The organism is Eubacteriaceae bacterium ES3 (assembly GCA_030586155.1).
Lineage (GTDB): Bacteria > Bacillota > Clostridia > Eubacteriales > Eubacteriaceae > Acetobacterium.
Genome location: CP130741.1, coordinates 2,336,105 through 2,351,998, shown reverse-complemented (window position 1 = coordinate 2,351,998; position 15,894 = coordinate 2,336,105). Strand labels below are relative to the sequence as shown.

Here is a 15,894-nt window from a genome sequence, read left to right as displayed (position 1 = left end):
AGTATCAAAGAGGGGCTATGCTGACAATAACATTTAAAAACCAGGAAAAACATTTATACGAAGAAATATATGAGCAGATTAAGGCGCAAATTATTGGAAATCATTTGAAAAGTGGGGAAAAACTGCCTTCAAAACGCAAACTTTCTTTACAGTTGGCAGTAAGTGTCAATACGGTAGATGCCGCTTACAGTCAGCTGGTGGCAGAAGGTTATCTTGAAGCCGTTCCCAAATCAGGTTTTTATGTTTGTGAGATAGAACCCTACTTTAAGGGGAATGAAGAAAATATCAATAGTTCAGTTCAAAAAAGAGGTGAAGAAATTGCGATAGATATCGATTTTTCACCGAATGCAGTAGATGAACAACTTTTCCCCTATGAGGCATTTAGAAAAGAGTTTAAGAATATCTTTTGTGAGAGTGATGATGATCTTTTAAAACTTCCTGATCCCCAGGGCAGTAGTGAACTTCGTCGAGCTTTGGTTGAGCTTCTCTATCGGAGTCGGGGCGTCAAATGCACGGAAGATCAGATTATTGTTGGGACTGGAACGGACAGAATGCTCCAAACACTGGGTTTAATCTGGGGAAAGGAAAAGCCTGTTATTCTTGAGAACCCTGTATATTTAAAGGCTTATCATATTTTTAAGCAAATTGGTAATTCTGTTGATTCAATTGATATTGATCATAAAGGAATTCAAATTGAGCCCTTAAAAAATTATCGCGATGCTGCCATTTATGTCACGCCCTCTCATCAGTTTCCGTTGGGGATCAGTATGCCCATTGACCGCCGGATGAAACTTCTTAACTTGGCTAATCATCAGGAAGCAATGTATATTATCGAAGATGACTATGACAGTGAGTTTCGTTATAATGAACGTCCGCTGCCGTCCTTAAAAAGTATTGATGAAAACGGTAGGGTGATTTATATGGGGACTTTTTCAAAATCGGTAGCCCCCTCTTTTAGAATTTCTTATATGGTTCTGCCGGAGGATTTGATGATCGGCTATCATAATCTTTATGATGACATTGGGTCATCCGTCTCAACTCTTGAACAGAAAATGCTGGCCCGTTTTATCAGCAGTGGTCAATATGAAAAACATTTGAACCGGATGCGCAAAGTTTATCGGGAAAAACATGATTTTTTGAATGAAGCCTTACAAATATTTGAGGGGAAAATAAAGATCAGTGGTGAAAAAGCAGGACATCATTTATTGGTGAGTTTAAAAGATGGCCCTGATGAATCGACAATGGTGAGAACAGCCCTAGAGCAGGGGGTGAAGGTCTATCCCTGTTCAAGTTATTTTTTAAAGGCAGTCCCGAAAAAATATCAGTCAACGGTTTTGCTGGGTTTTGGCGCCCTTAGTAAAGCCCAGATCAGGTCTGGAATTAAAAGATTAAAAATTGCCTGGGATTTATAGAGGGATTCTTTAAATCTGTGTTATAATAAAAAACCAGAAACAATATGAAGAGGTACGAATGAAGAAAAAACCCGAGCTGTTGGCTCCAGCTGGAAATATGGAGTCAGTTATTGCGGCCATTAATGGTGGTGCGGATGCCATTTATCTTGGTGGAAAAAAATTTAATGCCAGGCAGAATGCCGGGAATTTAAGTGACGAACAACTGACTGAGGTAGTTCATTTAGTCAAAAGCTTAGGCAAAAAAATTTACATTGTTTTGAATACACTGATAAAAGATTCGGAATGGGAGATTGTGACGGAAGTAGTCAGCTTTTATAACGCACTTCAGATTGATGGACTGATTGTTCAAGATTTGGGGTTAATTGACTGGATTCAAGAAGCCTATCCCCAGTTGGAACTTCAAACCAGCACCCAAGTTTCGATTTATGGTCTGGAAGGGGTGCGTTTTTTTGAGAATCTTGGAATTAAACGGGTCGTTCTTCCTCGGGAAATGCCTATTTCAGAAGTCAAACAAATTAAAGATGAGAGCACTGTGGAATTGAAGATTTTTGTCCATGGGTCCCTTTGTTATGCCTATTCCGGCCAATGTCTGATAAGTAGCCAGATCGGAGGAAGAAGTGGTAATAGAGGACTTTGCGCCCAGCCCTGTCGAAAAATATACCGGCTTCTTGACGAACAAGGTCAAGAGTTGAACAAAGGATATCTCTTGAGTCCTAAGGATTTAAGTACGCTAAATAGCCTTGAGTCCATTGTGGCATCGGGAGTTGATGCCTTGAAAATTGAAGGGCGGATGAAGACCCCTGAGTATGTTTATGCAGTGACGAGAGCTTATAGAAACCGGCTGGACCAGATTGAAAATGGCGAAAAAGGTGATATTGATGACCAGGAAGTGATGCAGGTTTTTAATCGGGATTTCACTGGTGGTCATTTAATCGGAGATTCACAAATTCTTAATCCTCTAGTGGCAAAAAATCGCGGTATTCGAATTGGCGTCGTGGGAAAAGTAAAGACTAAAAAGCAGGCAAAAGGTTACTATAACCTGCCCTTAGAACTTGATCCGCAGATAGTTCTTTCTATCGGGGACGGACTGTCCTTTGGTGAATCCGGTGAAAAAGGAAGCCGGGTTGACCGGATTTTTTTGCCTACTGGTGAATCCCTTGAAAAAAACACAGGCTATCAGGATGTTTTGATCCCTGTTAAAGGAGAATTTGATGAAGGGATGCCGGTCTATCGAAATTTTGATGCTGATTTAATGAAACGCTTAAAAAAAGAGGCTCTGGCAGAGATAAAGATCTCAGATCAGGAAATTATCATGTCAATCAGAATTTTGGCAGATAAACTGCCTGTGATAGAGATTTCAGACGGTATCAAATCCCTGATCTATACAGGCTGCGAAATTCCTCAGAAAGCCCAGAAAAACCCGCTGACCGAAGAGTTGATTAAGAACCAGATGAGTCGGCTGGGTGGTACGGGTTTAAAACTTTCTGACTGCCATGTGGTCTGCGAAAATGGCTTGTTTTTGTCTAAAAGCCAGCTCAATAATCTTCGAAATGAAAGTGTATTAGCTTATAAACAGTCCAAAGAAGGCATGGAAAGAAGTGGAAAAACTGAGAACATTAATCAGGTCGAGCGGCCGAATGTAAAAAATAATTTTGTTCCTGAAATTATTTCGCTGCAGTTTGAAGTTCTGCCAGATGATGATTATTTGGATGAGCTTCTGGATGAGAATAAGTCATATCAAGGAGTGCTGGAGCTTGTTTTGCCATTAAATCTTGACCAGGCAGAACAGTTTGTTTTGGAAAAAACTGCAAGACTTAGAAGCAAAGGCTATAAAGTGTTTTTCTCCCTGCCCCAGGTAATCAATCAGAGTCAAAGCCAAAAGTTAATTAAATATCGGGATTTAGATAAAATAAAAGATTTTTGTGATGGCCTGATAGTTGCAAACTTCGAATCGCTGCAAATTCTAAAGGACCGAGGCTTAAACCTTCAGACCGATGTTTCTTTTAATGTATTTAATTCGAAAACGGCCTGGGCGCTTAAAAAATGGGGTGTCTCTGAACTGGCTCTATCGCTTGAACTCAGTAAGGAAGAAATAATAGGGTTAAAAAGTCCCTTGCCTCTGGTGCTTAACGTCTATGGGCAGCAGAAGCTGATGGTTAGTCGAAAATGCCCCTTTTCCTGCAAAGTTTGTTCTTCGGACTGTAAGAAAATAAAATTAGGTACACTTTCCGATGAACGGGGTTTTACATTTCCAGTACGACGGGATAGACAGGGGCTGATTCATATTTATAATGGTGATTGTCTCTTTCTTGAACATGAAATTCAAGAACTTAGCGGTATAAAAACCTGGCGGATACGGGTATTGGATGAGGATGTCCAAACAGTGAGGGAGATCATTGATTACTATAATGGTATATTAGAAAATCAGTCAGGCAGAGAACCTGGACTGACAAAGAAAGTTACTAGAGGAAGTTTTAAACGAGGAGTGAAATAGCTTGGATCAACAAAGTCTTAATGTTTTGGAATTTAATAAAATCATCAGCCAGCTCAGCGGAAATTGTGTGACCGAGGGAGGGAAAGAAGCAGCCCTAACCCTTAAGCCGCATACCAGCTTAGCGGCTGTTAATCATGCCCTCAATCTGACCCATGAAGCAATGGGAATGATTTTAAGAAACGGGCGGCCACCCCTGGCACCAGTTAAGGATGTCAGAGACTATTTGAAGCGGAGTGCCATCGGATCGATGCTGTCGATGGGTGAGCTTTTATCAATTGCATCTTTGCTTCGGGTTATTAGGGACCTTAAAAATTATTATGAAGCCGATACTCAAATGGAAACCCTGCTTCTTTTAAAAGATAGTTTTGAAGTGATGGATGACTGTCAGGTTTTAGAGAAGGAAATCAGCCGAAAAATTCTCGGTCCAGAGGAAATGGCTGACACTGCCTCGCGGGAACTGGCAAGGATTCGTCGGGAGATGCAGTTTAAAAATAATCGAATTAATGACAAACTTAACAGCATGGTCAATTCTTCTTCATATGATAAAATTCTGCAGGAAAAAATTATAACAATCAGAAACAGCCGTTATGTGGTGCCGGTTAAACAGGAATACAGAAATCAGGTGCCGGGAATCGTCCTTGATAAATCAGCTAGTGGTGCTACCCTGTTTATTGAACCTTTAGCAGTGGTTGAGTTAAATAACGATATAAAAATTCTGGTGGCTGAAGAAGAACAGGAAATGATCCGGATTTTAAAGGAGCTGACAGCCAGAGTTTCAGAATACCGGGAGACGATTGCTCCTGACTATGAGCTGCTGGTAGATCTGGACTTTGTCTTTGGAAAAGCCAAGTTTGCCCTTGCTACCGGCGGTGAAAAAGTTAATGTTAAAGAGACTGGAGCCATTTCATTTTTGCGGGCCAGGCATCCGCTGATTCCTGTTGAACAGGTGGTTGCTTCCGACATTATATTTGAGCCGGGAATTGATACGATGGTGATTACCGGTCCCAATACCGGTGGAAAAACGGTCACCTTAAAAACCGTTGGTTTACTGAGCCTGATGACCCAGTCCGGTTTGTTTGTACCTGTGCGTGAAGGCAGCGAAACCCGATTGTTTAAAAACGTTTTTGCCGATATCGGTGATGAACAGAGTATTGAGCAAAGTCTATCGACTTTCTCTTCTCATATGACCAATATCGTTAAAATTTTAAATGAAGCCGATGAAAGCTCTCTGGTTTTATTCGATGAACTGGGTGCCGGAACGGATCCTACAGAAGGGGCGGCCCTGGCTATTTCGATTCTAGATGGCTTACATAAACGAGGGGTCACCAGTCTTTCAACCACTCATTATAGTGAACTAAAAGAATACGCCCTGGTCACACCGGGCATTGTAAATGCCAGTGTTGAATTTGATGTTAAAACCTTAAGACCGACTTATCGTTTATTGATAGGCGTTCCGGGAAAATCCAATGCGTTTTCCATCGCAGCTCGACTGGGTCTGGCCGAAGCAATTATCGAAAATGCCAAAGACTTGATCAATACAGAAGCGATTCGCTTTGAAGAAACCCTGATTAAGATTGATGAAAAGCGAAGAAAAACTGAGGCTGAACATGATGCGGTCATTCGCCTGAAACAGGAAGCGGATGAGCTGAAAGAAAAAATGGCAAAGGAGTATAATCAGTCATTGCTTGAACAGAAAGCTCTAATTGAAAAAGCGCAATTGGAGGCCATGGAGATTGTTAAAAAAACCCGCGAAGAAACTGAGGATATCTATAGAGAAATCAGGTCAATTCAGGAATCTACTGCCAATTCGGTTAAAGATAATAAGCAGCTGGAAGCGATCCGTAAGCGGATTAAAGAAAAGGAAAAAAATATTTATGAATTTGGCGGTGACCCTCGTGACTTGATGCAGGATCACTTCGAGTTTGAAGATTTATCAGTGGGAATGAAGGTATATGTCAACAGCCTGAGACGAGAAGGAGAAATCGTAAAGCTTTTGCCCAATGATCAGAAAGTAATGGTTCAGGTCGAGGTAATGAAACTGAAACTTGATATAGCGGATCTTTCACCATCAAGGGCTGTGGGAAAAACCAAGGAGAAACAGGTAACCTATAAGAAAACTGACCGTCATGCCATGGAAACAAAACTTGATTTGCGCGGAAAAAATGGCGAAGAGGCCTTGATGCTGGTGGAAAAAATGCTGGATGATGCAGTCCTGTCTGGCAGTAAACAGCTGATGATTGTTCACGGCAAAGGAACCGGACGGCTGCGTCAAATCATTCATGAATATCTGAAGGAATCAAAACTGATTGAAGATTTCAGATTAGGGGCTATGAATGAAGGCGGTTCGGGTGTTACGGTGGTTAACCTGTAGGAGGCAAAACATATTTGCTGACTTGCAGATAGAATTATAAGACTTGGAGGAATTATGATATTATCGGATAAGACGATCTATAAATATCTTGAATCGGGGGACCTGGTGATTGACCCGCTGGAAAAAAATCAGGTCCAGCCCGCATCGGTAGATATTCGGTTAGGAACATCATTTCTAAAACTGGATGAAAACAGTTTTGAGGCTATGTCCTTAACAGATGAAATAAAATATATTTCCCTGGAGGCTGATGAGATTATTATCCCGTCTAACTCCTTTTTGCTGGCTACGACCATGGAGTATATTAAGCTTCCCTGTGACTTGACAGCTTTTGTAGAGGGCCGCAGCTCGATCGGACGAATGGGCCTGTTTATTCAAAATGCCGGCTGGGTTGATCCGGGTTTTGAAGGTGAAATCACGCTTGAGCTTTATAATGCCAATCGTCTGCCAATCAAATTAGAAAAAGGTCGACGGATTTGTCAGCTGGTTTTTGCCCAAATGGACGATGTAGCCTTAAATCCCTATCAGGGGAAATATCAGGGGCAGCGAAAAGCCATGGGCAGCCGGATTTTTATGGATGAAGAGTGCGAAGATAAATGAGAAAAGAAATCTATTTAGACTATGCAGCAACTACCCCCATGGATGAATCAGTGATCGAAAAGGTCAGTCAGGCATCAAAATTATACTATGGGAATCCGTCTTCGCTCTATCGGCTGGGAATGGATGCAGAACAGGCTGTAACAGGTGTTAGACAGAAAATTGCCAAAACTTTAAATTGTCAGGAAAATGAAGTTATTTTTACTTCTGGCGGAACCGAAGGCAATAATATGGTGATTCGGGGAATCGTTGAAAAAAGCCGCAGAGACAATATGCGGATTATCACTACAGCTATTGAACACCCATCTGTTTTGGATGTTTTTTCCTTTTATCAGTCACATGGGATTGATGTAGTTTTTCTTGAAGTTGATGAACAGGGGTTGATCTCTCTTGACGATTTGCAGGCAGCTTTAAACGAGAATACGGTTCTGGTCAGCATTATGGGTGTCAATAATGAACTGGGCACCATCCAGAACCTTCAAGCTGCTGGTCAGCTGATCAAGGAGCGTTTTCCCAGATGTGTTTTTCACAGTGATTTTGTCCAGGGCTATTTAAAAATTCCAATTGATGTAAAAGCTCTAAGGTTAGATGCTGCTACCATCTGTGCCCATAAAATTTTTGGGCCCAAAGGTGTAGGGGCGATTTATCTAAAAAAAGGCCTATCTCCCAAACCTTTATTGTTAGGCGGCGGCCAGGAGCAGGGGCTTCGATCAGGTACTGAAAATGTGCCGGGAATTCTGGGTTTTGGACAAGCCATCGATATTCGGGAAAATTCTTATCAAGAGGATTTAAAAAAGTTGCGGCAAATCAGAACAAAACTGATTGAAAAGCTGGAAAATAGGATTGATGAGATAAAAATAAATGGGCATGAAACTGGCAGTCCATACATTTTAAATATATCCTTTAATCATATTCGGGGTGAAGTTCTTTTGCATAGTCTGGAGGCAGCAGGAATTTTTGTCTCAACCGGATCCGCCTGTTCATCCCATAAAAAAGAAAAGCAGTATGTTTTAAAAGCTATAGGTCTGCCAGAAGATTTAAAAGAAGGAACGATTAGGATTAGTTTTTGTAAAGATATAACAGAAACAGATCTTGATTATACGGCAGAACAGATCGAAAAAGCGGTGAACAGTTTAAGAAAGCTGATTAAACCCAAGGGGCAGAAAAAAAGATAAATGCAGGAGATAAATATGGAACATGTAATACTTGTGCGCTATGGTGAAATTGCGCTAAAAGGCCTTAATCGGCGTTATTTTATAGATTTACTGGTTAAAAATATAAAAAATACCCTAAAACAATTTGAATCGGCAAAAGTCAAAAAAATTCAGGGACGGATTATTGTATCAATTAATGAAGAAGAATTGTCAGAAGCGCTTTTGCGGGTGCAAAAAGTTTTTGGCATTGTTTCCATCAGTCCAGCAGTTGTAATTGAGTCAAAGATGGAGGTCATTGAGGCCCAGGCTGTCGTAATGATGGCAGAAGTCAGTGATGTTAAAAGTTTTAAAGTAACTGCCAGACGAGGCGACAAGCGTTTTCCCATTCAGTCCCCGGAAATCGGTGCAAGACTGGGAGGGGTAATCCTAAGTGCCAATGAAAATTTGAGTGTGGACCTTTATGAGCCGGATTTTAATCTTTGGGTTGAAGTGCGGGAACAAACTTATATGTATCACCAGTTTATTCCTGGAAATGGCGGACTGCCCGTTGGCTGCAGTGGCAAAGGAGCGCTTTTATTATCCGGCGGAATCGATTCGCCGATTGCTGGTTATCAGATGGCTAAAAGAGGCGTAGATCTGACCTGCGTATATTTTCACAGTTTTCCCTACACCAGTGACCGGGCCAAACAGAAAGTTGTAGATCTGGCCAAAATAATGAGTCAGTACTGTGGTAAGATCAAACTTTATGTGGTGCCTTTTACTGAGATTCAAACAAAAATTGTTGAGATGTGTCCACCTCGACAGACCACGATCATTATGCGCCGGTATATGATGCGGATCGCTCAGATGATTGCAGAAAATGAAGGAGCAAAATCATTGATCACCGGTGAGAGCCTTGGTCAGGTGGCCAGTCAGACGATGGAGGGCTTGGGGGCCACTAATGCGGTTGCTGAAATTCCGGTTTTCAGACCGCTGATTGGTTTTGATAAAACTGAAATTGTCGAGATTGCCCAACGGATTGGAACTTTCGAAACATCAATTTTACCGTATGAGGACTGTTGTACAATTTTTGTACCTAAACATCCGGAAACCAGACCAAAGGTTTCGGCAATTGAAAACTCGGAAGAAAATATCAAAGAGATGATGATCGAAATGATGGAAACAGCTGTTTCGGAGTCAGAAATAATTCAGTTATGAGTAAAATCAAAAGTGACCTGAAAAAATCGGTCAAAATGCGTTTGGATGATCTGGTCGGGATTGAGATGGAGAACCTACTTGATGAAGCGGTTCTCAATGAGCTTCGCGACTTAACTTTGGAGACAGGACGGGAAATTCTTATCGGTACCAGTGATAAAAACCGGATTCTCTGGGTTAATATTGGAGACGCTGCTAATGTCTCGGTGGGTGATTCTCAGATGGAATCCTACGTTAAATCGCTTAATCGTTATCGGGTGATACATACTCATCCCGGCGGAAATCCCCGGCTTTCAGCAGAGGATTTTTCAGCTGCAAAAGCCCAGTGGCTGCAGTGTATTGTAGCAGTTGGGGTAGATGAAAAAACACCTTCTCTATTTGGAATGGGAATACCGATGGTGGCAGAAGATAAAATTATTTACCGCCAGGGTTATTTCAATTCTTTAAAAAAACTCAATGCTTTTCCCCTGGAACAGTTTATTTTAAAAGCCAATCGTTTTATAAAAAATGATCCCAACCGGATTTATGAGTCGGAAAATGAGGAGGAGCGGGTACTTCTTTTAGGTCTGTCAACTGCGTCTCAAAAAGGGATGGATATTGATGAATCCATGTCAGAGTTGGCTCAATTGGTTTTAACAGCAGGGGGAACGGTTTTAGAAACGGTGACTCAAAACCGCAGCCAGATTGATCCTACCTTTTATTTAGGACGGGGAAAGATTCAGGAAATTACTAAAATCATTCAGAACAATGATATTAATATGATTGTCACTAATGATGAACTTAATGCCCGGCAAATCCACAATATTGAAGCTTTAACATCTACAAAAACTATCGATCGGACAACCGTTATTCTGGATATCTTTGCCAAACATGCCAGTACCAGAGAAGGAAAGCTTCAGGTTGAACTGGCCCAGCAGAAATATCGAATGAGTCATTTAAAAGGGCTGGGAATAGTGATGTCAAGAACCGGTGGCGGGATTGGAACCCGAGGTCCGGGTGAAAAGAAACTGGAAACCGATCGCCGTCATATTAGAAAGCAAATTGAAGAGCTGGAAGCAAAAAAAAAAAAAATTGAAAAAAGCAATGAACTCAATGCTGTTCAGCGGCAGAAAAACCTCGTCAAGACGGTGAGTCTGATCGGTTATACCAACTCTGGAAAAAGTACTCTTTTTAACAGATTAACTGCCAGTCAGGCAGTCATGCAGGATGGTCTTTTTATTACCCTGGATTCAACCATGAGGAAAGTCAGCCATGACAAGCACGAGTATTTAATCTCCGATACGGTTGGTTTTATTGACAAGCTCCCCCATGATCTGGTCAATGCTTTTAAAACGACACTAAAAGAAGTGGAGATGGCAGATCTTTTATTACACGTGGTGGATGTTTCCAACCCGCATTTTAAGGAGCAAATTGAGGTTGTTAATGGTGTCTTGAAAGAGTTAAATGTGGTAGACCGCCCGATTCTGCTGGTCTATAATAAAATTGATCAGCTGACCGTTGAAATGCGTCAAACTCTGGCCCCGGAGGAAGAAGAAGTATTTATTTCTGCTAAGGAAGGAATTGGTATCGATGTTCTTTTTGAAAAAGTTGATGATCAGCTTTTAGGAATGCGCAGGGAAGAGACCCTCTTGATTCCTTACGAGGATACAAAAACCATGGCTTTTCTGCATGAGAAAAAGGTGGTCCTGGAGCTTAGTTATGAAGAGGCTGGAAGTTTGGTACAGATTGAAGTGACAGATGATTTTCCTCTTCACCGTGTGGAAAAGTATTTAATTGTGAAAGAGAGCTAAGCGGTGGAAGATTATACAACCATTCTTGAATCGACTGAAACAGAAATAGAGATAAAAAAATCGCGTTTTCTAAACTTTGTCTTTCATGTAGAAAATGAAGCAGAGGTAGAAGCGGTCTTATCAGAACTTCGTAAAAAGCATTATAAGGCCACCCATATCTGCTGGGCATATGTATTAAACACGATACCCTTAAGGCAGAAGGCGACTGATGATGGTGAACCGGCTGGAACCGCCGGTAAACCGATTCTGGAAGTGATCAATCATAAAGAACTGAAAGATGTTTTAGTTGTTGTGATTCGATATTTTGGAGGAATTAAGCTGGGTACTGGCGGTCTGGTCAGAGCTTATGGCGGCGGAGCCAGTGATGTGATTAAGGCCGCTCAGGTGATTAAGAAACAATTTTCCAGCCAAATCTATATAGAAATTGCTTATCCTTTATATGGAGGGTTGATTAATCAGTTGACTGAAAAGAAATGGTTGCCGGTCGAGGAAGATTTTGCCGATAAGGTCACCTTGTTTTTCCAGATTCCAGCGGCAGAAGCGAAAGAATTTCTGGCCTGGATAACGGAAGAAACAAATGGTCAGTTTGAACATACTGAAGATGAGCCGGAGTATGTTAATGTCAGGTTAAAAGATTGTTAGATAATTAACTTAGTGCAATTTACTTTACAAACAATGCAACTTCCTGTATAATCATAGGAAATAATAAGCGTTTTAAATTAGTGTGGATACAATAATGTATTTTAGTTTAAAACAGAAGAATAAAAATATCGGAGGAGATCTTTCGGTATTTTTTCTTTTGCTACAGTAAAACGGGTGCGTTCCGTTTTACTTTTACATAACTAAAATGATGGGAGAGCATTAATGGAAAAAGAAAAGAAATATTCCGGTTTTAAAGATTTTCTTGCCAAAAAGAATATCGAATTCACAGTGGAACGCTATCTTCTGGATGCCCTGAAATTTATGGCTTTTGGCTTATTTGGAACCCTTTTAATGGGGTCTATTCTGAACCAGGTCGGGATCCTTTTTAATATCCCCTTTTTATCAGAAACAGTTTGGCCGGTAGCTCAGTCGATGACCGGTCCAGCCATAGCCGTGGCCGTAGCTTACAGTTTAAAGGCCCCGCCCCTGGTGATGTTTTCAATCACGATTGGTGGAGCCTTGGGAAATAGCCTTGGTGGTCCTGCCGGTGCTTTTATCGCTGCAGTAGTGGGAACCGAGTTTGGTAAGGCTGTTGCTGGAGAAACAAAGGTGGATATTTTGGTCACGCCTTTTGTTACAATGATAATAGGTGCTTTAACGGCATCAGTTGTTGGCCCGCCGATCGGATCATTAATGACATGGTTAGGGGATGTCATAATGTGGGCGACTATTCAGCAGCCGATAATTATGGGAGCGGTTATTGCTGTTGTGGTCGGGATTGTTTTAACCCTACCCATTTCCAGTGCGGCGCTTTGTATTATGCTTGGTCTTTCAGGTTTAGCTGCTGGAGCAGCTACTGTGGGGTGTTGTTGTCAAATGGTCGGTTTTGCCGTCCAAAGTTTTAAAGATAATGGTGTCGGTGGACTGGCTGCACAGGGAATTGGAACATCCATGATTCAGATGCCTAATATTATTAAAAATTATAGAATCTGGATTCCCCCAACCTTGGCATCACTGATTTTAGGCCCCCTGGCAACCACTGTTTTTCAGATGAAGAATACTTCCGTAGCGGCAGGAATGGGGACTTGCGGATTTGTTGGCCAGATCGGAACGGTAATGGCCATGACAGAAGCCGGAGATTCGATGACCAATATTGTTATGGGCATCGCTTTGTTACAATTCATTTTTCCGGCACTGCTGACATATCTGTTTTATCGCCTTCTATATGCTAAAAAATGGATAAAAGATGGGGATATGAAACTGGACTTATAAAGTAATAACATTTACAATTTCTTTACAACCTTTAAATTCCTGTGGAATTTTAAAGGTTTTTTTTATATAATAGATGAGCTTAAAAAAAACGAGGGGAAATTTGGATGATAAAAAATAATCGGGCCAGGTTTATGATCAAACTTGTCTTCTTTGCCTATCTGATTGGTCTGTTTATGATGACACTCCTGCCGGACAGCAGCAATATTACTTATGAAACAACTTATAATCTGGTGCCTATCACCAGTATTGACAATTTTTTCTATGATATCGTAGAAAATGGGATTATCAACTGGGATTATCTGGCAACTAATCCTACTGATATAAAAGAAATTATTATGAATGTTTTCACATCTTCTTTTATTAATCTATTTGGAAACATTCTGCTTTTTGTTCCCCTGGGACTCTTATATCCTCTTAGTCGCAAGAAAAAGGTGGGCTTTCTGGAAATTTTTCTGGTATGTCTGGGAACAACAGCTTTAATTGAGGTAATCCAATTCCTGTTTTTGACCAGCAGGCGGGCTGATATTGATGATATCATTCTCAATCTGATCGGTGGTCTAATCGGTTATCTGATATATAAATGGATGGAATAAGGAGGAGACATGGCTAAAAAAAAGACAGTTTTTGTATGCCAGTCCTGTGGCTATAATGCGGCAAAATGGATGGGAAAGTGTCCGGAATGCGGTGAGTGGAACTCTCTGGTGGAAGAGACGGATTATTCCGCAGCCACAAAAGCTCCAACCACCCGAGAACGGGGTGTTTATTCCAAACCCAAATCTTTAAATGAGATCTCCTATTCTGGGGAGAATCGAATTAAAACGCTCAATCAGGAATTGGATCGGGTGCTAGGCGGCGGGATCGTCCCGGGAGGAATGATCCTTTTGGGGGGAGATCCGGGAATTGGTAAATCGACTTTGCTTTTACAGGCCACTGAAAGTTTAGGAGCCCAAGGACAAAAGGTTCTGTATATCTCCGGCGAGGAATCCGAGCAGCAGCTGAAAATGCGTGGCGAGCGGATGCAGGTAAAATCAGAAAATATTCTTTTTCTATCGGAAATTAATATTCCCTATATCCTTGAAACTATTGAAAAAGCCAGCCCGGCAATTGTGATCATCGATTCTATTCAGACTATGTACAGTCCTGAAATTACTTCTGCTCCTGGGAGTGTGAGCCAGATCAGAGAGAATACCGGTGCCTTGATGCAGGTTGCAAAAAAAGACAACATTGCTATGGTACTGGTAGGTCATGTTACCAAGGAAGGCAACATTGCTGGCCCCAGAGTGTTAGAACATATGGTTGATACGGTCCTTTATTTTGAGGGCGAAAAATATCATACTTACCGGATTTTGCGGGGGGTTAAAAATCGTTTTGGTTCAACCAATGAGATTGGCATTTTTGAAATGACACAAAAAGGTTTGCAGACCGTATCTAATCCCTCAGAGATGATGCTCGACAGCCGACCGGAAAACACCTGCGGCTCAGTAGTAATTCCCTGTATGGAGGGAAGTCGGCCGCTGCTGGTCGAGTTGCAGGGACTGGTTTCTTCCTCCGGTTTTGGGAATCCACGGCGGATGGCAACAGGAATGGATCATAACCGGATGGTTTTATTAATGGCAATTCTAGAAAAACGATTAGGAATTGATCTATCTTCCTTTGATGCTTATATCAATGTAGTCGGTGGAATCAGAATTGATGAACCGGCGCTGGATCTGGCAGTGATATCTGTGCTTTATTCCAGCCTTAGAGAGTTCGAAATACCTGAAGATCTGATGATTCTTGGAGAGGTGGGCTTGACCGGTGAAGTCAGAAGTATCTCACAGATGGAAAAGCGTCTGGTAGAAGGTGTTAAATTGGGCTTTAAACGCTGTATCATTCCTAAAAGCAACAAGAAAGGTTTAAGCGTTAAAGGAATTGAAGTTTTAGCGGTTGACAATGTTCGGTCTGCACTTGAGCTGATCTACTAGAAGCTGTTTCCTGCAGGTGAAAATTTCTTCTTTTAATTTGAAGAAAAACAAGGTATAATATGGATATCCCAAGGTGATTGTCGCCTACTTTATTTTTGAACCTACATCATTTTATAGGGAGTCTGACTGTTCGCTGGCAGATGTCGGGCCTCATTTTTATCAGTGGAAGGCAGAAACCAGAGACAAGACACCCACCTGGCAAGCGCTAGGGCGTCAAAAATGAAGGACATCTCTTGGGACACTTGAAAAAGCTGCCAAAGGAAATATTGTTTCCTTTGGCAGCTTTTTCTTTACGGAGTCTAAAGAAAACTAAAATATTAGTGGCTACGGTTGAAAAAATTGTGTGATCTGATAAAATAGTCAGAGTTAAATTATCAGGGACAGTAGTGTTTAAGGAGGCGTGATGTACGAATATATTATTGGCGCATTAAAAGAGCAATACAGTGACTCGATCGTGGTGGAATGTCAGAAAATCGGTTATCTGTTAAAAACCTCCAACACGACTTTACAGGAATTACCGGCAATGAACGCAGAGGTGAAGTTGTATCTGCATCAGGTTATTAAGGAAGATGAACACGCCCTTTACGGATTTATGACGACTGACGAACGGGAAATGTTTCGCACCATGATTGGGATCTCGGGTATTGGCCCTAAGGCAGCCATGGGTTTATTATCCCAGTTTTCCAGAGGTGAGCTGATTATGCATATCCTTAACAATGATCCCAAAGCGATTGCCAAGGCGCCGGGAATTGGTTTAAAAACGGCAAGCCGGATTATTCTAGAACTAAAGGATCGTTTTAAAGACGTGAAACTGGATACTTCAGATGTGATAGTTGGGATTAAAACTGGTGGCCTTGCCCAGGAAGCTACCGAAGCACTATTAGGACTTGGATTTTTGGAACAGGAAGCATCACAGATGGTAAAGAGCATTTATTCAGAGGAGCTGTCACTGGAAGAGTTGATTGCCGGAGCTCTTAGAGGGGCTAATCCGCTGAAGGGAAGGTAGA

The 15,894-nt window shown here is 41.5% G+C and carries 12 protein-coding genes and 1 other RNA gene; all 13 read left to right on the top strand.

The window, feature by feature from the left end; genetic code table 11:
• Nucleotides 1-17 precede the first annotated feature (17 nt).
• Complete coding sequence (locus Q5O24_10780) at nt 18-1,412, top strand: PLP-dependent aminotransferase family protein (protein WKY46840.1); 1,395 nt, start codon at nt 18-20, stop codon at nt 1,410-1,412.
• A gap of 58 nt (nt 1,413-1,470) precedes the next feature.
• Complete coding sequence (locus tag Q5O24_10775; protein ID WKY46839.1) at nt 1,471-3,906, top strand: DUF3656 domain-containing protein; 2,436 nt, start codon at nt 1,471-1,473, stop codon at nt 3,904-3,906.
• 1 nt (nt 3,907) lies between these two features.
• Nucleotides 3,908-6,277, top strand: coding sequence for an endonuclease MutS2 (locus Q5O24_10770; GenBank protein ID WKY46838.1), 2,370 nt, complete (start codon nt 3,908-3,910; stop codon nt 6,275-6,277).
• A gap of 54 nt (nt 6,278-6,331) precedes the next feature.
• Entirely contained in the window at nt 6,332-6,874 is a 543-nt protein-coding gene (gene dcd / locus Q5O24_10765; GenBank protein WKY46837.1) for a dCTP deaminase, read from the top strand.
• Complete coding sequence (locus Q5O24_10760) at nt 6,871-8,046, top strand: cysteine desulfurase family protein (GenBank protein WKY46836.1); 1,176 nt, start codon at nt 6,871-6,873, stop codon at nt 8,044-8,046. The genes dcd and Q5O24_10760 overlap by 4 nt, the downstream gene beginning before the upstream one ends.
• A 15-nt stretch (nt 8,047-8,061) precedes the next feature.
• Nucleotides 8,062-9,222 carry a tRNA uracil 4-sulfurtransferase ThiI gene (thiI, locus tag Q5O24_10755; GenBank protein WKY46835.1) on the top strand — a complete coding sequence of 387 codons (1,161 nt, stop codon included), beginning with the start codon at nt 8,062-8,064 and terminating at the stop codon, nt 9,220-9,222.
• Entirely contained in the window at nt 9,219-11,009 is a 1,791-nt protein-coding gene (gene hflX, locus Q5O24_10750; protein WKY46834.1) for a GTPase HflX, read from the top strand. The genes thiI and hflX overlap by 4 nt, the downstream gene beginning before the upstream one ends.
• A gap of 3 nt (nt 11,010-11,012) precedes the next feature.
• Nucleotides 11,013-11,651, top strand: a complete 639-nt coding sequence (locus Q5O24_10745; GenBank protein WKY46833.1) for a YigZ family protein — start codon at nt 11,013-11,015, stop codon at nt 11,649-11,651.
• A 222-nt stretch (nt 11,652-11,873) separates the two neighbouring features.
• Nucleotides 11,874-12,923, top strand: coding sequence for a PTS sugar transporter subunit IIC (locus tag Q5O24_10740; GenBank protein WKY46832.1), 1,050 nt, complete (start codon nt 11,874-11,876; stop codon nt 12,921-12,923).
• 104 nt (nt 12,924-13,027) lie between these two features.
• Nucleotides 13,028-13,516: a VanZ family protein gene (locus Q5O24_10735; GenBank protein ID WKY46831.1), complete on the top strand. Its 489-nt coding sequence runs from the start codon at nt 13,028-13,030 to the stop codon at nt 13,514-13,516.
• Nucleotides 13,517-13,525: 9 nt separating this feature from the next.
• Nucleotides 13,526-14,887 carry a DNA repair protein RadA gene (radA, locus tag Q5O24_10730; protein WKY46830.1) on the top strand — a complete coding sequence of 454 codons (1,362 nt, stop codon included), beginning with the start codon at nt 13,526-13,528 and terminating at the stop codon, nt 14,885-14,887.
• 62 nt (nt 14,888-14,949) lie between these two features.
• A non-coding RNA gene (gene ssrS, locus Q5O24_10725) (6S RNA) lies at nt 14,950-15,131 on the top strand.
• A gap of 159 nt (nt 15,132-15,290) precedes the next feature.
• Nucleotides 15,291-15,893, top strand: a complete 603-nt coding sequence (ruvA, locus tag Q5O24_10720) for a Holliday junction branch migration protein RuvA (protein ID WKY46829.1) — start codon at nt 15,291-15,293, stop codon at nt 15,891-15,893.
• Nucleotide 15,894 lies beyond the last annotated feature (1 nt).

Excerpts from the sequence above, each read along its gene's own strand:
- Q5O24_10780 (WKY46840.1), top strand. The coding sequence starts at position 18 with ATGCTGACAATAACATTTAAAAACCAGGAAAAACATTTATACGAAGAA.
- Q5O24_10775 (WKY46839.1), top strand. The coding sequence starts at position 1,471 with ATGAAGAAAAAACCCGAGCTGTTGGCTCCAGCTGGAAATATGGAGTCA.
- dcd (WKY46837.1), top strand. The coding sequence starts at position 6,332 with ATGATATTATCGGATAAGACGATCTATAAATATCTTGAATCGGGGGAC.
- Q5O24_10760 (WKY46836.1), top strand. The coding sequence starts at position 6,871 with ATGAGAAAAGAAATCTATTTAGACTATGCAGCAACTACCCCCATGGAT.
- thiI (WKY46835.1), top strand. The coding sequence starts at position 8,062 with ATGGAACATGTAATACTTGTGCGCTATGGTGAAATTGCGCTAAAAGGC.
- hflX (WKY46834.1), top strand. The coding sequence starts at position 9,219 with ATGAGTAAAATCAAAAGTGACCTGAAAAAATCGGTCAAAATGCGTTTG.
- Q5O24_10740 (WKY46832.1), top strand. The coding sequence starts at position 11,874 with ATGGAAAAAGAAAAGAAATATTCCGGTTTTAAAGATTTTCTTGCCAAA.
- Q5O24_10735 (WKY46831.1), top strand. The coding sequence starts at position 13,028 with ATGATAAAAAATAATCGGGCCAGGTTTATGATCAAACTTGTCTTCTTT.
- radA (WKY46830.1), top strand. The coding sequence starts at position 13,526 with ATGGCTAAAAAAAAGACAGTTTTTGTATGCCAGTCCTGTGGCTATAAT.
- ruvA (WKY46829.1), top strand. The coding sequence starts at position 15,291 with ATGTACGAATATATTATTGGCGCATTAAAAGAGCAATACAGTGACTCG.